Origin of the sequence: Pseudonocardia broussonetiae, from assembly GCF_013155125.1 — a bacterium.
Taxonomy (GTDB): domain Bacteria; phylum Actinomycetota; class Actinomycetes; order Mycobacteriales; family Pseudonocardiaceae; genus Pseudonocardia; species Pseudonocardia broussonetiae.
Genome location: NZ_CP053564.1, coordinates 1,304,869 through 1,324,373, shown reverse-complemented (window position 1 = coordinate 1,324,373; position 19,505 = coordinate 1,304,869). Strand labels below are relative to the sequence as shown.

The 19,505-nt window shown below is 75.3% G+C and carries 22 protein-coding genes; 12 read left to right on the top strand and 10 right to left on the bottom strand.

The features are described 5' to 3' along the window. The first annotated feature begins 7 nt into the window (after positions 1 to 7). Together HOP40_RS06535 and HOP40_RS06530 are read left to right on the top strand one after the other, a co-directional pair. Positions 8 to 880: an FAD binding domain-containing protein gene (locus HOP40_RS06535; RefSeq protein ID WP_172155611.1), complete on the top strand. Its 873-nt coding sequence runs from the start codon at positions 8 to 10 to the stop codon at positions 878 to 880. Positions 881 to 912: 32 nt separating this feature from the next. Next, the gene (locus HOP40_RS06530) at positions 913 to 2,178 is read left to right on the top strand and encodes a xanthine dehydrogenase family Fe-S subunit (RefSeq protein ID WP_172155609.1); all 1,266 of its coding nucleotides are present in this window, start codon (positions 913 to 915) and stop codon (positions 2,176 to 2,178) included. 7 nt (positions 2,179 to 2,185) lie between these two features. On the opposite strand, the gene HOP40_RS06525 is transcribed toward HOP40_RS06530, so the two are convergent. The 4 genes from HOP40_RS06525 to HOP40_RS06510 all read right to left on the bottom strand — a co-directional run bounded on the left by HOP40_RS06525 (position 2,186) and on the right by HOP40_RS06510 (position 5,327). Then, complete coding sequence (locus tag HOP40_RS06525) at positions 2,186 to 3,361, bottom strand: aminoglycoside phosphotransferase/kinase family protein (protein ID WP_172155607.1); 1,176 nt, start codon at positions 3,359 to 3,361, stop codon at positions 2,186 to 2,188. After that, positions 3,358 to 3,999, bottom strand: a complete 642-nt coding sequence (locus HOP40_RS06520; RefSeq protein WP_172155605.1) for a maleylpyruvate isomerase family mycothiol-dependent enzyme — start codon at positions 3,997 to 3,999, stop codon at positions 3,358 to 3,360. The genes HOP40_RS06525 and HOP40_RS06520 overlap by 4 nt, the downstream gene beginning before the upstream one ends. A 14-nt stretch (positions 4,000 to 4,013) precedes the next feature. Beyond that, positions 4,014 to 4,625, bottom strand: coding sequence for a TetR/AcrR family transcriptional regulator (locus HOP40_RS06515; RefSeq protein ID WP_172155603.1), 612 nt, complete (start codon positions 4,623 to 4,625; stop codon positions 4,014 to 4,016). A 414-nt stretch (positions 4,626 to 5,039) separates the two neighbouring features. After that, a complete protein-coding gene (locus tag HOP40_RS06510; protein WP_240157549.1) occupies positions 5,040 to 5,327 on the bottom strand; it encodes a GyrI-like domain-containing protein in 288 nt (95 codons plus the stop codon). A gap of 218 nt (positions 5,328 to 5,545) precedes the next feature. On the opposite strand from HOP40_RS06510, the gene HOP40_RS06505 reads away from it, so the two are divergent. Continuing rightward, a complete protein-coding gene (locus tag HOP40_RS06505) occupies positions 5,546 to 6,481 on the top strand; it encodes a DUF5996 family protein (RefSeq protein ID WP_172155601.1) in 936 nt (311 codons plus the stop codon). A 7-nt stretch (positions 6,482 to 6,488) separates the two neighbouring features. On the opposite strand, the gene HOP40_RS06500 is transcribed toward HOP40_RS06505, so the two are convergent. From HOP40_RS06500 to HOP40_RS06485, 4 genes are all read right to left on the bottom strand, one after another. Further along, entirely contained in the window at positions 6,489 to 7,427 is a 939-nt protein-coding gene (locus HOP40_RS06500; RefSeq protein ID WP_172155599.1) for an AraC-like ligand-binding domain-containing protein, read from the bottom strand. 2 nt (positions 7,428 to 7,429) lie between these two features. Beyond that, the gene (locus tag HOP40_RS06495) at positions 7,430 to 8,404 is read right to left on the bottom strand and encodes an NAD(P)/FAD-dependent oxidoreductase (RefSeq protein ID WP_172155597.1); all 975 of its coding nucleotides are present in this window, start codon (positions 8,402 to 8,404) and stop codon (positions 7,430 to 7,432) included. After that, positions 8,401 to 8,715, bottom strand: coding sequence for a ferredoxin (gene fdxA, locus HOP40_RS06490; RefSeq protein ID WP_172155595.1), 315 nt, complete (start codon positions 8,713 to 8,715; stop codon positions 8,401 to 8,403). Before fdxA ends, HOP40_RS06495 begins: the two co-directional genes overlap by 4 nt. Before the next feature lie 135 nt (positions 8,716 to 8,850). Then, entirely contained in the window at positions 8,851 to 9,297 is a 447-nt protein-coding gene (locus HOP40_RS06485) for a winged helix-turn-helix transcriptional regulator (RefSeq protein ID WP_172155593.1), read from the bottom strand. 104 nt (positions 9,298 to 9,401) lie between these two features. Here HOP40_RS06485 and HOP40_RS06480 point away from each other — a divergent pair, with 104 nt between their 5' ends. Then, on the top strand, positions 9,402 to 9,791 hold the full coding sequence (locus HOP40_RS06480; RefSeq protein WP_172155591.1) for a tautomerase family protein: 390 nt from the start codon (positions 9,402 to 9,404) through the stop codon (positions 9,789 to 9,791). Here HOP40_RS06480 and HOP40_RS06475 read toward each other — a convergent pair. Further along, the gene (locus tag HOP40_RS06475) at positions 9,785 to 10,648 is read right to left on the bottom strand and encodes a helix-turn-helix domain-containing protein (RefSeq protein ID WP_172155589.1); all 864 of its coding nucleotides are present in this window, start codon (positions 10,646 to 10,648) and stop codon (positions 9,785 to 9,787) included. The genes HOP40_RS06480 and HOP40_RS06475 overlap by 7 nt on opposite strands. A gap of 146 nt (positions 10,649 to 10,794) precedes the next feature. On the opposite strand from HOP40_RS06475, the gene HOP40_RS06470 reads away from it, so the two are divergent. The 7 genes from HOP40_RS06470 to HOP40_RS06440 all read left to right on the top strand — a co-directional run bounded on the left by HOP40_RS06470 (position 10,795) and on the right by HOP40_RS06440 (position 18,450). Next, on the top strand, positions 10,795 to 11,775 hold the full coding sequence (locus tag HOP40_RS06470; RefSeq protein WP_172155587.1) for an aldo/keto reductase: 981 nt from the start codon (positions 10,795 to 10,797) through the stop codon (positions 11,773 to 11,775). An 81-nt stretch (positions 11,776 to 11,856) separates the two neighbouring features. Further along, positions 11,857 to 12,864 carry a helix-turn-helix domain-containing protein gene (locus HOP40_RS06465; RefSeq protein WP_172155585.1) on the top strand — a complete coding sequence of 336 codons (1,008 nt, stop codon included), beginning with the start codon at positions 11,857 to 11,859 and terminating at the stop codon, positions 12,862 to 12,864. 55 nt (positions 12,865 to 12,919) lie between these two features. Further along, positions 12,920 to 13,816 (top strand): alpha/beta hydrolase, encoded by an 897-nt coding sequence (locus tag HOP40_RS06460; RefSeq protein WP_172155583.1) that lies wholly within the window; start codon positions 12,920 to 12,922, stop codon positions 13,814 to 13,816. A gap of 62 nt (positions 13,817 to 13,878) precedes the next feature. After that, positions 13,879 to 14,640, top strand: a complete 762-nt coding sequence (locus HOP40_RS06455) for an IclR family transcriptional regulator (RefSeq protein ID WP_240157548.1) — start codon at positions 13,879 to 13,881, stop codon at positions 14,638 to 14,640. Positions 14,641 to 14,722: 82 nt separating this feature from the next. Beyond that, positions 14,723 to 15,679 carry a PDR/VanB family oxidoreductase gene (locus tag HOP40_RS06450; protein ID WP_205347109.1) on the top strand — a complete coding sequence of 319 codons (957 nt, stop codon included), beginning with the start codon at positions 14,723 to 14,725 and terminating at the stop codon, positions 15,677 to 15,679. Positions 15,680 to 15,704: 25 nt separating this feature from the next. After that, positions 15,705 to 16,931: a cytochrome P450 gene (locus HOP40_RS06445; RefSeq protein WP_240157547.1), complete on the top strand. Its 1,227-nt coding sequence runs from the start codon at positions 15,705 to 15,707 to the stop codon at positions 16,929 to 16,931. 109 nt (positions 16,932 to 17,040) lie between these two features. Continuing rightward, entirely contained in the window at positions 17,041 to 18,450 is a 1,410-nt protein-coding gene (locus HOP40_RS06440) for a GDSL-type esterase/lipase family protein (protein WP_172155582.1), read from the top strand. A gap of 128 nt (positions 18,451 to 18,578) precedes the next feature. On the opposite strand, the gene HOP40_RS06435 is transcribed toward HOP40_RS06440, so the two are convergent. Then, positions 18,579 to 18,818 carry an acyl carrier protein gene (locus tag HOP40_RS06435; RefSeq protein ID WP_172155581.1) on the bottom strand — a complete coding sequence of 80 codons (240 nt, stop codon included), beginning with the start codon at positions 18,816 to 18,818 and terminating at the stop codon, positions 18,579 to 18,581. A 105-nt stretch (positions 18,819 to 18,923) separates the two neighbouring features. Here HOP40_RS06435 and HOP40_RS06430 point away from each other — a divergent pair, with 105 nt between their 5' ends. After that, positions 18,924 to 19,502, top strand: coding sequence for a thymidine kinase (locus HOP40_RS06430; protein ID WP_172155580.1), 579 nt, complete (start codon positions 18,924 to 18,926; stop codon positions 19,500 to 19,502). Positions 19,503 to 19,505: the final 3 nt, after the last annotated feature.

Sequence of the window (19,505 nt, the reverse complement as noted above, 5' to 3'; positions counted from 1 at the left end):
GCGACGCGTGAAAGCAGCCCCGTTCGCCTACGTCCGTCCCGGCACGGTCGACGACGTCCTCGCCGAGCTCGCCCGCGGGGACGGGAAGGTCCTCGCCGGCGGGCAGTCCCTGGTGCCGGTGCTGGCCATGCGGCTGGGCCGGCCCGCGACCCTCGTCGACATCAACGCGGTCGAGGAGCTGCACCGGTTCGACCGTCGTGACGACGTCGTGCGCATCGGAGCGGCGGTGCGGCAGCGCACCGTGGAACGCGACGCGCTGACGCGCGCCGTTCCGCTCCTCGGCATGGCGATGCCGTTCGTCGGGCACCGCGAGCTGCGCAGCCGCGGCACCGTCTGCGGCAGCCTCGCCCACGCCGACCCGGCCGCCGAGCTGCCCGCCGTGGCCGCGTGCCTCGACGCGACCGTGGAGGTCGCCGGGCCGGCCGGGCGTCGGCGCGTGCCCGCCGCGGAGTTCTTCGTGGGGGCCATGACCACCGGCGCCGCTGCCGACGAGGCCGTCGTCGGCGTCGAGTTCCCGGTCGCGGCGCCCGGCGAGGGCTTCGGGTTCGCCGAGATCGCCCGCCGGCACGGCGACTTCGCCCTCGCCGGCGTCGTGACGCGGGTCCGGGTCGCCGACGACGGCGCACCGGCGCAGGCCCGGCTGACCGGCTTCGGCATCTCCGACCGGCCCGTGACCCGGGACGTCACCGACCTGCTGCGCGCCGCGGGGGAGGACCCCACCGGGCACGGCCTGCGTCCGGGCCTGGCCGACCTGGCCGGACGGGTCGTCGACACCGGCGGTGACGCCCACGGCTCCACCGCGTACCGGCGCCGGCTGTTCGCCGTGCTCGCCGCCCGCGAGCTCGCCCGCGCCCTGGCCCGCGCCCGGACCCGGCCCTGACCCCGCCCGCACCGACCCGAGAGGCCCAGGCCATGACCCAGCTCGAGGACCGCACCGCAGGAGGCCCGCCCCGGCGGCCGGAGCCGCGGCCCGACAGGGTCGCCGCCGGCGAGCTCGTGGAGGTGGCGATGACGGTCAACGGCACCGGCGTGGCCGTGTCGGTGCCGGCCCGGGTCCACCTGGCCGACGTGCTGCGCGACCACCTCGGGCTGACCGGGACGCACCTCGGGTGCGAGCACGGCGTGTGCGGCATGTGCACCGTGCTCGTCGACGGCGCGGCGGCCCGGGCCTGCCTGCTGTTCGCGGTGCAGTGCGAGGGGGCCGAGGTCGTCACCGTGGAGGGCCTCGGCACTCCCGACGACCAGCACCCGCTGCAGCAGGCGTTCTCCGCCCACCACGGCCTGCAGTGCGGGTTCTGCACCCCCGGCATGCTGATGAGCAGCTACGACCTGCTCGACGCCGGCCCGGACGGCACCGCGATCGCGCCGGAGGAGCTGCCGGAGCAGATGTCGGGGGTCCTCTGCCGGTGCACCGGCTACCGCGGGATCCTCGCGGCGGTCGCCGACGTCGCCGCCCACCACCCCGACGGACTGCCCGGCCCGCGCAACTGCGCCGGGCGGACCCTCGTCGGTCGCGGCGGCGGGCGGTCCACGGCCGCGCGGGGCGAGGAGGGTGCGCCGGCGCCCGATGACGTCGCGCCGCCGGCCGAGGTCCGGGTTCCCGCCGGTGCGCCGTCGGCGACCGTCGAGGTGCGCAGCGAGCTGGCGGCGCCGGTCGAGCAGGTGTGGGCGGTGCTCGACGACTTCGACCGGCTCGCCCGCTGCCTGCCGGGGGCGGAGCTGCTGGAGGTCCTCCCCGGCGACCGCTTCCGCGGTCGCGCGACGGTGGCGCTGGGCCCGGTCCGGCTGTCGTTCGAGGGGCTGGCCCAGGTCGTCGAGCGGGAGCCGGCCGACCACCGGATGCGGGTGCTCGCCCAGGGTGCCGACGCCGGGGGCAGCGCCACGCAGGCCGACATCCGGCTGCACGCCGAGCCCGCACCGGGCGGCACGGTCCTGCGCGCCGACGCGGAGCTGTTCCTGTCCGGGCGCGTCGCCCAGTTCGGCCGCGCCCTGGCCGGCGACGTCAGCAGGCGGCTGTTCGAGCAGTTCGCCGCGGCCGTCGAGGAGACCGCCCTCACCGGCCGCGCGACGTCCGTCCCCGCCGGCCCGCCCAGTGCGCTGCGGCTGCTCGTGGACCTGGTGCGGGCGCGCGTCCGCGGGTTCCTCCCGCGATCGCGCGGGCGCGGCGGGAACCGGTGAGCCCCGGTCACGACCCGGTGGCGTCCAGCAGGTCGAGGACGAAGCGGGTCGCGGCGGCCCGCTCGGCGTGCAGCCGGTGCAGCGCCGTGGTCGCGTCTGCGTCGCGGTGCTCGAACGGCAGGGCGGGGATCGCGTAGAAGACGGTCAGGAGCAGGGCGAGACAGCGCCGGACCCGGTCGAGCGGGACGGTGCAGCCCTCGTCGCGCAGGCCCTCGACGTAGGCGGGCAGGCACGCCCTCTCCAGCGCGGGCAGCTCGTGGGCCGGGCGCTCTCCGCCGTGGACCTCGGCCAGCAGGAGCTGCCCCAGGTCGAACCCCACCGGGTCCCGGCCCCAGAACCCGAAGTCGATCATGACGATGTCGCCGTCGCCGGTGCCGAGCAGGTTGCGGGGACAGGCGTCGCCGTGAGTCGTGGCCAGGGGGAAGGAGTCCAGCTCGTCGAGCAGGCGCGGCAGCGCGTCCACCGCCGCCAGCATCCGGGCGCGCAGGTCGGCGTCGAAGGCACCGGCCACCACCGGGCGTCGCCACACGTCGTCGTCCCGCAGGTCCGGGAGCACGTTGTGGGTGAGCCAGACGTCGGCGTAGCCGCGGGCCGTGCGGCCCGGGGGGACGGAGGCGGCGAGCGGAGCCACCGACGGGCTGGCGGCCAGCCGGCCCAGGAGGTGGGCCGCGCGGCGGTGGCGGTCGAGGTCCCAGGAGGCGGGGCCGCCGGGCACCACCTCCAGCCAGACCGCCACGGCGCCGTCGTCGAGGTCGTGGACGCCGAACGCGCGGGGCACGGTCAGGCCCGCGGGCAGCCGGTCGCGCAGGTCGGAGCGGTAGAGGTCCGGCTCGGTGCGCCACGGCACCAGCGGCGCCAGGGTCGTGCGGAGCGGTTCGGGCACGTGGACCGACAGCGGCGAACGGGCCCAGGGCTGCACCACCTTGACGAAGAAGGCGTACCGGCGTTCGGCACCGTCCGTCCCGCGCGCGGTCCCCGACACCACCCACCGCTCCCGCGTGGTGAGCGCGGGGAACGGATACGGGTGGACGTCGACGCGCACGCCCAATAGGTCGACCGCGTCCTGGCCCAGCAGTGCCGCCACCATGGCCGCGAGCTGCGGTTCCGGCGCGGCGAGCCCGAGCGCGCCGAGGGACCCGAGCGCCGCGCCGTCGAGCGGAGCGGTGCCGACCGGGCCGGTCACGGCCGGATCCCCGGCGCGCGCAGGGCCTCCGCGCCGGGTCCGGTCAGGCTCTCCAGGCCGGCGCGGCGCCCGGTGAGCAGCAGCAGGATCGCGCCGACCGGCCCGGTGACCTCCTGTCCCTCCCCGGCGGACCAGTCCGTGTCGGTCGCGACGAACCGGTGGCCGCCGAACCGCCGACGGGCGTGGAACATGCGCGGCGAGCGCCACACCGAGTCGGCGGCGACGGCGGCCACGTCGGCGGGCATCGCCTCCCGGCGACCGAGCGGGATCGCGATGTCCTGGAGGTGGACCAGGTAGTCGATCGCGCTGCCCCGGTAGCCGACCGCCGGGAGCGGCCGCCAGACCCCGATCCGCTCCCGGATCTCGGCGACGATCCGCTCGGTGGGCTGCTCGGCGTGCCGGCACGCCACCGCGTGGATGGCACCGTCCATGCCGCCGGCCCGGATCGTCTCCAGGACGGCCCGCGGCATCGCCGACCAGCCGGTGTTCTGCAGCGCCACGTGCGCGGCGACCTGCCGCACCGTCCAGCCCTCGCAGAGCGACGGCTGCCGCCACTCGTCGTCGGAGAGGTCCTCCAGCAGGTCGACGAGCCGACGGCGTTGGTCGTCGATGCCCCGCCACACGTCGTCGGGGTCCATGGCGTCCTCCGGATCTACGGGCGGCCCGGGCTCCCGGCCAGGGGCGGGGCCGCCGTCGGGTGGTGGGTGGGTGGTGGGATCAGTGACTCCAGCAGCGCGACGATCCGGTCGGTGGGATCGAAGTGCGGGTCGGGCATGGCCAGCTGGTGCAGGGTCAGCCCGGTCAGGTAGTTGCCGATCACGTGGACGTGCAGGGCCGGATCGGTCGACCCGACCAGCCGCAGCCAGGCGGTGAACCACGTGCCGACCCGCTGACCGGTGCTGACGATGTGCTCCCGCAGGTCGGGGTTGTTCGCCGACTCCACCAGCAGCGCGCACCGGCACAGCGTCAGCGTCCGGCTCCGGGTGGTGCCGTGGCGCACGAAGGTCGCGAGCGTGCGGCCCAGCTCCGCGGGCGTGCCGGGGACGGACGTGGTGACCAGCTCCTCGAGGTCCTGCCCCTCGCGCTCGGCGAACCGCTCCACGATCGCGGCGAACAGCCCGTCGCGGGTCGGGAAGTAGTTGGCCGTCGACCCCGCGCCCACCCCCGCCTCGGCGTCCACCGCCCGGTGCGTCACCGCCCGGACCCCGCGCTCGCCCAGGACCTCGATGGCGGCGTCCAGCAGGACGGTCCGGCGGTTCGGCACGCGGTCAAACTACACCTGTTGTGCAGAGAACAACAGATGTTGTGGCGTGACGGGTCAAGCGTCCGGCCACGCGTCACCGCTGCACGTCCGGATCACCGGCATCCCCCGCCGATGCGCCCGCCCGGGTGATCGTCGGGAGTGCGACGCCACGGTCGCGGGAGGGGCCATCAGGTCACACTTCCGACGATCACCGGCTCGTGATCACCGGAACCGCACCCTCACGACCCTCCCGACGACCCTGACGTCACGATCTCGACGATCTTGGCGGGCGGGCGGGCGGGCCGGTGGCGGCCGGTGGGCGGTCGGGCGGGCGGGCGGGCGGGCGGGCCGGCCGGTGGGACTGCCCGCGACCGGGCGAGACTCAGGAACGGCTCCCGATCTGCAGCAGCGTCGGCCCCCACCGGCCCCACCGGATCAGGTCGCCGTCGTGAACACCGGCCAGCCGATCTCGGTGCGCCACGCGGCGCGGTTGTCGGTGTCGTGGGACGCCGTGTCGCGCGGACCGACCAGGTAGGTCTCGTGCACCGGCCCATCGACGACGAGCGCGTGCTCGGCGAGGTGGGCGCCGAGCGCGCCGTAGGTCAGGTCGATGTCGTCGTGCTCGCCGCGGTGGACGGTGAGGGCGAGCTCGCGGGCGGGCAGGTCGATCGGGCCGGCCCGCCCGGCGCTGACCGTGCGGTCGGTGGGGGAGAAGACCGTCACCCGGCCGTGGCCGTCGGTGAACAGGGCGTTGTCGTAGAGGCCCCCGGCCCGTCGCGGCCGGCTGGTCCTCCAGGCGGGCCAGGTGGCCGGTGACGATCGTCGAGCGCTCGTCGACGTCGCCGGTGGCGAGCAGGCCGTCCCGGCCGTGACGTACCGGGTGCTCGACGTCGTCCGGCCGGCGCCGGGGGCCTGACGCGCGGCCGGGCAGGATGGTCGGCATGTCGCCGACCCTCATCCCCGCACCGGACTACGCCACCTGGCGCCCGACCAAGGAGACGCTGCACCGCTTCCTGCAGGTGGTCGGGAAGCTGCGCCTCGCGGCCAGCCCGCGGCGCAACCACTGGTGGAACGTCCCGCTGCACCTGACCGGTCGCGGCCTCACCACCCGTCCGATGACCGTCGACGGCACGAGCGTGTTCAGCGTCGACCTCGACCTGCTCGACCACCGCCTCGACCTCAACCGCGACGACGGCACGCGCTGGTCGATGGACCTGCCCGGCCGGTCGGTGGCCGGGTTCCACCAGGGGCTCGGGGCCGGCCTGGCCGCGCTGGGGATCGACGCGACCATCGCCTCGCCGTACCCGTTCGACCTGCCCGACAGCGCCCGCCCGTTCGCCGACGACCACGAGCACACCGCCTACGACCCGGTCGCGGTCACGGCCTACTGGCGCGTGCTCGGGCAGGTGAACCTGCTGCTCGAGGAGTTCGCCGGGCGGTTCTCCGGCAAGGCGAGCCCGGTGCACCACTTCTGGCACACGATGGACATCGCGCACACGCGGTTCTCCGACCGCGTCGTCGACCACGACCCGGGCACCGACCCGGTGACGCGCGAGGCCTACTCGCGCGAGGTGATCAGCTTCGGGTTCTGGTTCGGCGACGAGAACACGCCCGAGCCCGCGTTCTACTCCTACACCGCGCCCGAGCCGCCCGGGCTCGCCGAGCGCGGCCTCACCCCGGCCGCGGCGCGGTGGGTGGAGCAGCGGGGCTCGCACCTCGCGGTCCTCACCCAGGCCGCCGCGCTCGCGGAGCCCGACCCGCGCGCCGCGGTGCTGGACTTCTACGAGAGCGCCTACCGCGCGGGCGCCGAGCTCGCCGGGTGGGACGTCGACGAGCTGGGGTGCGTCGACGGCGCCACCGACCGGCTTGCGCGGTAGCCCGCCGTCACGTCCAGGCGGCGCGGTGGTCACGGGGGGAGCGGCCGAAGCGGACCCGGAACGCCCGGCTGAACGCGGCCGGGTCCGGCATCCCCCAGCGGGCCGCGACCACCCCGATCCCGCGGTGCGCGAGGTCGGGCCGTCGCAGGTCCTCCCAGGCGCCCTGCAGGCGGGCGTCGCGGATCTCCTCGGCCACGGACGCGCCCTCGGCGGCGAACAGCCGGTGCAGGTAGCGGACCGAGATCGCGCAGGCCGCCGCGACCTGGGCGGGCCCGAGGTCGGGATCGCCGAGGTGGCGGCGGAGGTGCGCGCGGGCCCGCACGAGGTGGAGGTTGTCCGTCGACGCGGCGGGCACCTGCCCGCGGACCAGCGCCACGAGCAGGTCGCCGACCGTGCGGGACAGCGCCCGCCGGCTCTCCTCGGGGACGTCCTCGCCGACGACGCCGTCGAGCGCCGACAGCAGCGGCGGGACCAGCGCCGCGACGCCGCGTCCGCCCAGCGGGGTCGCGGTGACCGCGGACAGCTCGGCGCGCGAGAGCGGCAGCCGGCTCTTGGGGTGCAGGCAGACCGAGTACTCGAAGCGGTCGGCGGTGGCGAAGGCGTACGGGCGGCTGCTGTCGTAGACGACGAGGTCGCCCGGCCCGATCACGGTCTCCCGGCCGTCCTGGGAGACCACGGTCCGGCCGCGGCGGGCGAGGGCGACCTGGAGGTAGTCCTCGTCGGCGGAGCGGACCTGGCGCGGGGTCCGGACGAACCGGTGCGGACCCGCCGCGATCCGGCGCAGGTGGGTGCCGTCGACGGACCCGGCCGTCACCCGTCCCGCGACCGGGGCGCCGGACGCGGGCGCCACGTCGAGCGTGACGAACTGGTCGCACACCGTGGAGCGCCAGAAGTCGAGGCGGTCGGGCTCGGCGACGGCGGCGGTGTCGATCGTCAGCAGGGGCATCGTCAGGCCGCGTCGCTGGAGTGGCCGGGCGTCACCGGCAGGTCCGGGCGCACCACGGGCACGAGGTTGTTGACCGCCAGCGCGGCCTCGCCGAACCCGACGGAGATCAGCCGCACCTTGCCGTCGAAGGCGGTGACGTCGCCCGCGGCGAACACGCGCGGCAGGTTCGTCCGCATCGAGCGGTCGACCCTGACGTACCGCCGGTCGAGCTCGACGCCCCACGAGGACAGGGCCGTCAGGTCGGCCCGGAACCCGAGCGCGGCCACGACCTCGTCCACCGCGAGGGTGCGGACGCCGTCGGGACCGGTGACGTCGACCTCCGCGACCCGGTCGCCGCCCCGCACGTCGAGCACCTCGCACGAGGTCAGCACCCGCACCGACGACGCGCGCAGGTCGTCGACGCTGCGCTCGTGCGCCCGGAAGGCCTCGCGCCGGTGCACGAGGGTGACCGACGCGGCGAGCGGCTCCAGGCACAGCGCCCAGTCGACGGCCGAGTCGCCGCCGCCGACGACGAGCACGTCCTTCCCTGCCAGCTCGGACGGCCGCGGGACGGCGTAGCGCAGGCCGCGTCCGGCGAAGGCGTCACCGGCGGGCAGCGGGCGCGGGGTGAACCGGCCCATCCCGCCGGTGATGAGCAGCGCGCCGGCGCGGATCCGGGTGCCGCGGTCGGTGGTGACGACGACGCCGTCGGGGAGCTGCTCGAGCAGGCTCGCCTCGTGGCCGAGCAGGTAGGTCGGCGCGGCGAGCGCCGCCTGCTCGACGAGCCGGTCGACCAGGTCCTGGGCCCGCACCCGGGGGAACCCGGCGACGTCGAACACCGGCTTCTCCGGGTAGAGCACCGACATCTGCCCGCCGAGCTGGTCGAGCGCGTCGACGACGACGACCGACAGCCCGCGGAACCCGGCGTAGTAGGTGGCGTAGAGCCCGGCCGGCCCGGCGCCGACGACGAGGAGGTCGGCCTCGAGACCGGCGCTCACCGCGGCCTCCGCTCGGCCACCAGCGGGTGGTCCTCGCCGACGGGGTCGGCGTCCTCGCCGCCGCCGCGCAGCCCGTGCGTCCGGACGAACACCGCGTTCGCGTCGACGAAGGCCTGCTGCGCGGGCGGCACGGAGTACTCGGAGTGGATCGCCTGGCTGGGGCAGGCCGGCACGCACTTGCCGCAGTCGACGCACTCGTCGGGGTGGATGTACATCATCCGGTCGCCCGGGTAGATGCAGTCGACCGGGCACTCCTCCATGCAGGCGCGGTCCTGGACGTCGATGCAGGCTTCGGTGATCACGTACGCCACGGAGGCTCCTCCCGCGGTCGGGGACGGCGGCGCCGGTGGCGGGCCGTGCTCCGAGACTGGCGGTCGGACGGGGTCGCAGGCTTGGCACGGGGAGCCGAGGTGTTGTCGGTGAGTGCACTGCGCCCGACGACGCGGCTACCAGGCCCCGGGCTCGAACTCCGCGCTCATGTCGCGCCAGCCCAGGGGCTCCGCGCAGTGCGCGCACGTCACGCGGGGCTCGGCGGGGTGCCCGCACCCGCGGTGCACGAGCCGGACGGGCGGCACGTCGTTCTCGTACTTGTCGCCCCACGCCATCACCGACAGCAGGACCGGGTAGAGGTCCGCGCCCTTGGGGGTGAGGACGTACTCGTGCCGGGTCGGGCCCTCCTGGTAGGCCACCCGCTCGAGGATCCCCTGCTCGGTGAGCACCCGCAGGCGGTCGTTGAGCACGCCGCTGCCCAGCCCGAGCTTGGAGCGGAAGTGGTCGTAGCGCCGCTCCCCGCGGAAGCACTCGCGCAGGATCATCATCGTCCAGCGCTCGCCGAGGACCGCCCACGTCCGGGCGACGGAGCAGTAGACGTCCTGCAGCTCGTCGTGCTTCACGCCACCACCATAGGACACTTTTCGAGTCCTAGCAGCTTGCGGCTCTGCAGTTCACCCTCTACGGTCGGACTCGAATCGAGTCCCACTACCTCCCGGAGGCCGACGTGCCCTTCTACCAGTTCACCGTTCCCCGCGGCGGCGCGACGCTCGCGCACAGGGCCGAGGTCGCCGCGGCGGTGACGCGGGTGCACGCCGAGGTCACCGGGGCACCGGCGGCGTACGTGCACTGCTCGTTCACCGAGGTCGAGAGCGGGAGCATCTACGTGGCCGGCGAGCCCGTCACGTCGCCGCGGATGGTCGGGCTGATCCGCACCGGGCGGTCCGTGGAGGTCCGGGCCCGGCTGATGCACGGCATCGCCGACGCGTGGACCGCGATCACCGGCGAGGACAAGGCGGCGCTGGCCCTGTTCGTCGTGGAGATCCCGGGGGCGAACGTGATGGAGGACGGCGTGGTGCTGCCCGAGATCACCGAGGACGCCGGCGCCGTCTACTGAGCGCTCGCGGTCCAGCTGGCCAGCAGGCGCATCGCGTCGGCCTCGGGTGACCCGGGCCGCGGGGTGAAGACGGTGAGGACCTGGCCGTCGGCCGCGTCGACGGCGAGGTTCTCGTAGGGCAGCGTGATCTCGCCGACGACCGGGTGCCGGAACGTCTTCGTGCCCCCGCGGTGGGCGCGGACGTCGTTCGCCGCCCAGCGGGTGCGGAAGCCGGCGCTGCGGGTGGACAGCTGCCCGACCAGCTCGAGCAGCCGCGGGTCGTCCGGGTGTCGGCCGGCCTCGATCCGCAGCATCGCGACGGTGTCGGCGGCGATCCGGTCGTAGTGCGGGAACAGCTCCCGGGCGCGCGGCTCGTCGAGGAACAGCAGGCGTGCGGCGTTCGGCGGGCCGGGCACGTCGAACACCGGCGCGTAGAGGACGCGGCCCAGGCGGTTGACGGCCACGACGTCGAGCCGCGCGTTCAGCACCACCGCCGGCAGGTGGTCCAGCGCGTCGAGCAGCACCCGGACGCCGGGCGTCACCGGGTCGGCGGCCGGGGCCGGCTTCCGGCGGCGGGCCTCGGGGGTGAGCGCGGCGAGCAGGCGGCCGAGGTGGGCGCGCTCGTCGGCGTCGAGGCGGAGCACGGCGGCGACGGCGTCGACGACCCCGGCGGACGGCCCGGTGGCCTGCCCGCGCTCCAGCCGCACGTAGTACTCGGGGCTCATTCCCGCGAGGAGGGCGACCTCCTCGCGGCGCAGGCCCTTCACCCGGCGTCGGGTGCTCTGCGCGGGGAGGCCGGCGTCGGCGGGGGTGATCCGCCCGCGGCGCGAGGTGAGGAACTCGCGGACGGCGGACCGCGCGGCCTCCCTGTCGTCCATGCGACCCAGCGTAGGGCCGGCCGGCCGGGGGAGGGGGTCACTGCGGGTACCCCTCTCCGCAGGTCCTGGTCCGGCGCGGCGCGCAGGCGTTGCCTGGGCACCGGCCCCGGACGGGGCCGACGGACCCACAGGGAAAGAGCTCCGACATGCAGAACGCCAGGCTCGGCGCGCTCCGGGTGTCCCGGATCGGTCTGGGCGCCATGACGATGGCCGGGGTCTACACCTCCGGCGGCGGCCTCGACGACGACGAGTCGATCCGCACGATCCACCGCGCCCTCGACCTCGGCGTCACCCACATCGACACCGCCGAGGTCTACGGGCCGTTCCACAGCGAGGAGGTCGTCGGGCGGGCCGTCGCGGGCCGCCGCGACGACGTCGTCCTCGCCACCAAGTTCGGCCTCGTCTCGCACGCCGGGGGTGGCCCCGGCACCACCGACAGCAGCCCCGCCAACATCCGCACCGCCGTCGAGGGCTCGCTGCGGCGCCTGGGCACCGACCGCATCGACCTCTACTACCAGCACCGGGTCGACCCGGGCACGCCGATCGAGGACGTCGTCGGTGCGCTGGCCGAGCTCGTCGCGGAGGGCAAGGTCCTGCACATCGGGCTGTCCGAGGCCGGCCCCGACACGATCCGTCGCGCCCACGCCGTGCACCCGGTCGCCGCCCTGCAGACCGAGTACTCGCTGTGGACGCGGGACCCCGAGGAGGAGCTGCTGCCGCTGCTGCGCGAGCTCGGCGCCGGTTTCGTCCCGTACTCGCCGCTGGGGCACGGGTTCCTCACCGGCGCGCTGCGCACCCCCGACGACATCCCCGACGACGACTGGCGCAAGGACAACCCCCGCTTCGTCGGCGACGCGTTCGTGCAGAACCTGCGCCTCGTCGACGAGGTGCGCGCGGTCGCCGCGGAGGCCGGCGCCACCGCCGCGCAGGTCGCGCTGGCCTGGCTGCTCGCGCAGGGCGACGACGTCGCGCCGATCCCCGGCACCCGCCGGGTCGCCCGCGTCGAGGAGAACACCGCGGCCGACGGCGTCGTCCTCACCGCCGACCAGCTCGGTCGGCTCGACGCGCTCACTCCCGCCACCGGCGCCCGCCACAACGAGACCGCCATGGCCGCGGTCGACCGCTGACCGCTGGGCGGTGGTGGGGCCGGGGCGGCTCGCCTACGGTTCTCGTGACTGTTCGACGGCGGTGTCGGGCGGAGGTGGGGCGTGCGGGCCGAGGGCGAGACCTGGCAGACCGGCGACGGGGACCGCGCGCCGGACTGGCAGGCGGTGCTGTCCGCGACCCACCTGCCGTGGACGGTCTCCGTGCCGCAGGTGCCGGGCGCGCCGGAGTTCGGGGCGCGGGTGCGGCGCTGGTGGATCGACGACCTGGCGCTGGTCGACTGCGAGTGCGGGCCCTGCTCGGGCACGCGGCAGCGCCGGCAGATCGCCGACACCGAGGGCGAGTTCGTCGTCGTGCTGATCACGCGGGCCGGGCGGGAGACCGTCAGCCAGGGCGGGGTCGAGGCGGACCTGCGCCCCGGCGACGCGGTGGCGTGGGACAGCAGGCGGCCGGCCCGGTTCGCGGTCTGGGAGCCGCTGGCGAAGCGGAGCCTGCTGATCCCGCGGGCGGCCCTCGACGAGGTCGGCGGCCGGGCGCGCGTCACCGGCGGCGTGCGGCTCGACGGCCTCGCCCCGGCGACGCGCCTGCTCACCACCTACCTCGACACGCTGAGCCGGGCCCTGCCCGACCTCCCCCCGTCGGCGGTGACGGCGGCGCGCAACGCGACGCTGGAGCTGTTCATCGGCGCGCTGCGCCCCGACGGCGCAGCACCGACGACGGGCACGGCGCGGCCCGCGCTCCGGGCGGCGATGGACCGCTACATCGAGCAGCACCTCCTCGACGACGCCGTGACGCCCGCGGCGATCGCGACCGCGCACGGGGTGTCGGTCCGGACCGTCAACCGCGTCTTCAACGCCACCGGGCAGACCGTCGGCGAGGTGATCCGGGTGCGGCGCCTGGCCCGGGCCCGCGACGAGCTGACCCACTCCGACCAGCCGATCTCCGCGATCGCGCGCCGGTGGGGCTACGCCGACACCAGCCACTTCAGCCGCACGTTCAAGGCGCGGTACGGCACCTCCCCGAGCGACTACCGCGGGTCCCGCGCCACTGCTGGCGCGCGGATCCAACACCCTGTCGCGCCGGTTCAACGCGGTGGAGGGCCCGGGCGCTGAGACTGGGGTCACAGCGGCCCCCGTCCGGGCCGACCCGACCCCTGGAGGTAGCACCGTGGATCGTCGCGATGTCGAGTTCGACGCCGAGGGCGTGACCCTGCGCGGCTGGTTCTACCCGGCCCGGGGCGCCTCGGGCGCCGCCCCGACGGTGGTCATGGCGCACGGGTTCTCCGCCGTCAAGGAGATGTACCTCGACTCGTTCGCCGAGGTCTTCGCCGCCGCGGGGCTCAACGCGCTGGTGTACGACAACCGCAACTTCGGGGCCAGCGACGGCCAGCCGCGCCAGGAGATCGACCCGTGGGCCCAGGTCCGCGACTACCGCCACGCGATCACCTACGCGAGCACGCTGCCCGAGGTCGACGCCACGCGCATCGGCATCTGGGGCAGCAGCTACTCCGGCGGGCACGTGCTCGTCGTCGCGGCGATCGACCGCCGGGTGAAGGCCGTCGTCAGCCAGGTCCCGCTCGTGAGCGGGCACGACAACCTGCGCGCGCTGGTGCGCGCCGACCTCATCGCCGGCTTCCGCGGGATGTTCGACAGCGACCGCCTCGCCCGCTACCAGGGCGACCCGCCCGCGATGGTGCCGGTCGTCGACGCCGACCCGACGGCGCCCTCCGCGCTGCCGACGGCCGACTCGTACACGTGGTTCACCGAGACCGCGAAGCTGCGCGCCCCGTCGTGGCGCAACGAGGTGACGCTGCGCAGCGTCGAGATGTTCACCGAGTACGAGCCGATCACCTACGTCCCCTACATCAGCCCGACCCCGCTGCTCATGCTGCCCGCGCGCGGCGACCACCTCACGCCCTCCGAGCTGGCGATCGCCGCGTACGGGAAGGCGAACGAGCCGAAGAAGCTGAGCATCCTGCCCGGCGGGCACTTCGACGCCTACGTCGACGGCTTCGACGTCTCCAGCGGCCCGGCCCGCGACTGGTTCCTGGAGCACCTGGCCTGACCCCCCCGTGAGTGGATACGAGTGCCGGAGCACTCGTATCCACTCACGGGCACACTGGCCCCGTGCGCCACGGCGGGGACGGCGGGTCCGTGCTCGGCCGCGCCGTGCGCATCTTCGAGGCGTTCGGGCCGGGGGAGCGGGCGCTGCGGGTCGGGGAGATCGCCGCGCGCTCGGGCCTGCACCGGGCCACGGCGTCGCGGCTCGTGGCCGAGCTCGTGGAGCACGGCCTCCTGGTCCGCGACGCCGACCGCCGGGTGCGGATCGGCGTGCGGATGTGGGAGCTCGCGATGCGGGCGTCGCCGACGCTGTCGCTGCGCGAGGCGGTGATGCCGTTCCTGGAGGACCTGCACGGCGTGGTCGGCCACCACGCGCAGCTCGGCGTCCTCGACGGCGTCGAGGTGCTGTTCGTCGAACGGCTCAGCGCGCCGGGGTCGGTCATCAACTACACGCGGATCGCGGGGCGGCTGCCGCTGCACGCGTCGTCGTCGGGGCTGGTGCTGCTCGCGCACGCGCCGCACGACCTGCGCGAGGCGGTGCTCGCCGCGCCGCTGCGCCGCTACACCCCGGAGACCATCGCGACGCCCGAGCGGCTGCGGCGCGTGCTGGCCGACGTCCGCCGCCACGGCTACGCCTACTGCCCCGGGCACCTGCACGCCGACGCGCTCGGCGTCGCCGTGCCCGTGACCGGTCCCGACCGGCAGGTCCTCGCGGCGCTCTCGGTGATCGTCCCGAACGACGACGGGGGCCGGGCCGTCGTCCCCGTCCTGCGCGCCGCCGCCCGCGGCATCGCCCGCACGCTCGGGAACTCCCCGCTCGCTGAATGAGAAAGCCCTCCTCGCAGGGCCGGCCGGCGGGCACCGTTCGAGCTCTCAGCGACGGAGGTGGCACGTGGGCGCAGTGCGGCGCGTGAGCGCAGTGCAGGAGGACGTGGTCACCCTGCGGGTGGCGGCCAAGGAGGTCGCCTCCGACGGGGTGGTGGTGCTGACCCTGCGCCACCCCGACGGCGCGCGGCTGCCCGACTGGGCGCCGGGGGCGCACGTCGACCTGATCCTGCCGACCGGCGCGGTGCGGCAGTACTCGCTGTGCGGCGACCGCTTCGACGCCTTCCGGTACCGCGTCGGCGTCCTGCGCGAGCCGGACGGCCGGGGCGGGTCGGCCTACGTGCACGACGTGCTCGCGGTCGGCGACACCGTCGGGGTGGGCGGCCCGCGCAACCACTTCCCGCTCGTCCCGTCGGAGCGCTACCTGTTCGTCGCGGGCGGCATCGGGATCACGCCGCTGCTGCCGATGGTGCGCCAGGCCGACGCGCTCGACGCCGACTGGACCCTGGTCTACGGCGGCCGCACGCGCGCCTCGATGGCCTTCCTCGACGAGCTCGCCGCGCACGGCGACCGCGTGCACCTCGTGCCGGAGGACGAGTGCGGCCGCATCGACCTGCCCCGCTGGCTCGCCGACCCGCAGCCCGACGTCGCCGTGTACTGCTGCGGGCCGGGCCCGCTGCTCGACGCCGTCGAGCGGGCGTGCGCCCACTGGCGCCCGCACGCGCTGCGGACCGAGCGGTTCGTGGCGAAGGAGCAGGGCGCGCCCGTCCGGGACGAGCCGTTCGAGGTCGAGCTCGCCCGCACCGGCCGGTCGGTCACGGTCACCCCCGGACGCACGGTGCTCGAGGCCGTCCGGTCGGTCGGGGTCGACGTCCTCTCGTCCTGCCGCCAGGGCACCTGCGGCACCTGCGAGACCGACGTCCTCGAGGGCCTGCCCGACCACCGCGACTCGATCCTCGACGACGCCGACCGCGCGGCGAACGACTGCATGTTCGTCTGCGTGTCCCGCTCGCGCACCGACCGCCTGGTGCTGGACCTGTGAGCCCCGTGATCCGGGAGGACCCCCGATGACCCGCACGCCGATGACCCGCACGATCGAGCCGCACCCCGCCCTGCCGGTGCACCACGGCGACCCCTTCGGCCACGAGGTCCTCGAGGACCCGGCGGCGTTCCACGGAGAGCTGCGCGAGGCGGGCCCGGTCGTGCACCTGGCCCGCTACGACGTCTACGCCATGGCCCGCTACGCCGAGGTGCACGCCGCGCTGCGCGACTGGCAGAGCTTCGAGTCCGGCGCCGGGGTCGGGCTGTCGAACTTCCGCACCGAGCCGCCGTGGCGCCCGCCCAGCCTGCTGCTGGAGTCCGACCCGCCGCGCCACGACGCCCCCCGCCGCGTGCTGTCCGGGCTGCTCGCGCCGCGGGCGCTGCGGCGCTTGCGGGAGCAGTGGCGCAGCGCCGCGGCCGACCTCGTCGACGACCTGCTGGCGCGCGGCCCCGAGTTCGACGCCGTCCCGGCGCTGGCCGAGGCGTTCCCCCTGCGCGTCTTCCCCGACGCCGTCGGCATCCCGGACGAGGGGCGGGAGAACCTGCTGCCCTACGGCGAGTTCCTGTTCAACGCGTTCGGCCCGCACAACGACCTCGTCGCGGCGGGGGCGCCGCGGGCCGGGGACCTGGCGGCCTGGGTGAACGCGCAGTGCCGGCGCGAGGTGCTCGCCGAGGGCGGGTTCGGCGCGCAGATCTGGGCCGCGGCCGACCGCGGCGAGATCACGCCCGACCAGGCGCCGCTGGTGGTGCGGTCGCTGCTGTCGGCGGGCGTCGACACCACGGTGCACGGCCTGGGTGCGGTGCTGCACGCCGTCGCGACCTTCCCGGAGCAGTGGCGCCGGCTCCGCGAGCAGCCGCACCTGGCCCGGGTCGCGTTCGACGAGGCCGTGCGCTGGGCGTCGCCCGTGCAGACGTTCTTCCGCACGGCCACCACCGACGTCCGCGTCGGCGACGCCGTGGTGCCGGCCGGGAAGAAGATCCTCATGTTCCTCGCCTCGGCCAACCGCGACCCGGGGCGCTGGGACGACCCCGCCGCGTTCGACCTCTCCCGCGACCCCTCCGGCCACGTCGGGTTCGGGTTCGGCATCCACCAGTGCGTCGGCCAGCACGTCGCCCGGCTGGAGGCCGAGAGCCTGCTCACCGCGCTCGCCGAGCGGGTGGCGTCGATCGAGGTCGCCGGCCCGGTGGTGCGCCACCACAACAACACGATGCGCGCGCTCGGGTCGCTGCCCCTGCGCGTCCGCCCGGCCTGACCGGCACCGCCACGATCGTGTCGTAGATCAGCACCTGCCGCGTCCGGCCTCGTTGACCTGCTGTGACCGGCGTCCTCCCCGCGCCGGTCGTCGTCGAGGAGGACGCGCCATGAGCAGTGCCCGGCACCGGATCCGCGGGCTGAGCCGCACGGCGCGCGCGGGGGTGGTGGTCGCCGGCGCCCTCGCCGTCGCGGTCGCCGCCCTGGCCGCGCCGCAGGCCGCGAGCGCCTCCCCGAAGGACGGCGACGACGGGAACTGGGTGTCGGCCTGGTCGGCCGCCCCGCAGGGCCCGTCGACGCTCGGCGACTTCGGCGTCGAGACCTTCAGCGGGACGAACCAGGTCACCGCCGTGCAGGACGTCGTCCCGCCGCCGACCACCTTCTCCGACGAGACGGTCCGCCAGGTCCTCTACCTGCACCACGGCGGCAGTGCGGTCCGGGTGCGGCTGTCCAACGAGTTCGGCGGGACGCTGACGACGCTGCCGTCGGTCACCGTCGGCGTCCGCGACGGCGACTCCGGCGCGTCGATCGTCGACGGCACGCAGCGCACCGTGACCTTCGGCGGCGCGCCCGGCGTCACCATCCCCGCCGGCGAGGACGTGCTCAGCGACGCCGTCGACCTCACCACCGAGGCGTTCGACCACCTCGTGCTGAGCATCTTCGTGCCCGCCGGCAACGGTGCGGCCACCGTGCACGGCAGCGCGATGCAGACGTACTTCACCGCGGCGGGCGACGAGACCACCGCCGCGGGCGACGGCGCCTTCGCCGAGCGCGGCATCGTGCTCGACCGCTTCACCTCGACGTTCACGACGGCGTTCTACTACGCCACCGGCGTCCAGGTGGAGGGCGAGGACAGCGACCGCACGCTGGTGGCGTTCGGCGACTCGATCACCGACGGCTTCCTCTCCGACGGCAACACCGACACCCGCTACCCCGACGTCCTGGCCCGCCGGCTCAAGGACGACCCGGACACCGCGCACCTGTCGGTGACCGCGCAGGCGATCAGCGGCGGCCGGGTCACCGGCCCGGGCATCGGCCCGTCGGCGCTCGACCGCCTCGAGGCGCAGGCGCTGGACCAGCCCAACCTCGCCGGCGTGATCTTCCTGCAGGGCATCAACGACCTGGGCACCGCGGTGCTGCAGGACCTGCCCGCCACCGCCGACGACCTGAAGGCGGCCTACCGCGAGATCGCCGAGCGCGTGCACGCCCGGGGCGTCCCGATCTACATCGGCACCCTGACGCCGGCCGGCAACCTGCTGCGGCCCGCGCCGTACGGCGTCTACTCCTCGCCGCAGGCGGTCGCCGCCCGCAACGAGGTCAACGCCTGGCTGCGCGGTGAGGGGGCGCAGCACTTCGACGGCGTCATCGACTTCGACGCCGCCATCCGCGACCGGATCGTCCCGGACTGGATCGACCTGCGCTACGACGCGCTGGACAACCTGCACCCCAACACCACCGGCTACGACGTCATGGCCCGCAGCATCCCGCAGGAGTTCCTGGACGCGATCGCGGCCGGCTGACGCAGCCACACCGCACCGACGACCGGCCCGGGACCACGATGGTCCCGGGCCGGTCGCCGTCCCCGGTGCGGGTCCTGGTCCTCGCCTCCGCCCGCGGCCGGCAGGCGCTCGCCGCGGTACCGGACCAGCTACTGCGTCGAGCCCATGTCCTCCTTCGACCCCAGCTTCCGCATGAAGTCGTGGCAGCGGGCCGCCCGCTCCGAGTCCTCCTTCATGACCTGCTCGAAGAACGACGCGACGTCGTCGTAGCCGGCGTTGCGCGCGTCGCGGACGTACTGCCCGTAGTCGTGACCCGCCTTCAGCGAGTGGTACTGCACCGACACCAGGTCGAAGATCACGTCGCTGAATCCGGTCTCACCCGTGGCCATGGTTACCTCCTCGTGGGGTGGTCCTGCGCTGACGCGCGGCGGGTACCCCGGGGCGGGGCCGTCACGCACGCGGGGGGCGTCCGGGACGCCGGGCTACGGTGGGCCGTGGCCAAGCTGTACTTCCGCTACGGCGCGATGAACTCCGGCAAGTCGACGGCGCTGATCCAGGTGGCGCACAACTACGAGGAGCGCGGGCAGCGCGTCCTCATCGTCAAGCCGTCGACCGACACGAAGAGCCCGGCGGTGCTGTCGCGGATCGGCGTCGACCGCGACGTCGACCTCGTCGCGGGGCCGGAGGTACCGGTGCGCGAGCGGGTCCTCGCCGGGCGCGTGCCGCCCGTCGACTGCGTGCTCGTCGACGAGGCGCAGTTCCTCGTCCCGGCGCAGGTCGACGACCTGTTCCGGCTCGCGGTCGAGGACGGAGTGCCGGTGATCGCCTACGGCCTGCGCAGCGACTTCCGCACCCGCGGCTTCCCGGGCAGCATCCGGCTGATGGAGCTCGCGCACTCCATCGAGGAGCTGAAGACGATCTGCCGGTGCGGGCGCAAGGCCATCCTCAACGCGCGCACGGTCGACGGCGGGTTCACCCAGTCCGGCGACCAGGTCGCCATCGAGGGCGACGTGGGCTACGAGTCGATGTGCGGCAGCTGCTACCTGCGCGAGTTCGACTGGCCGCCGCGGTAGCGC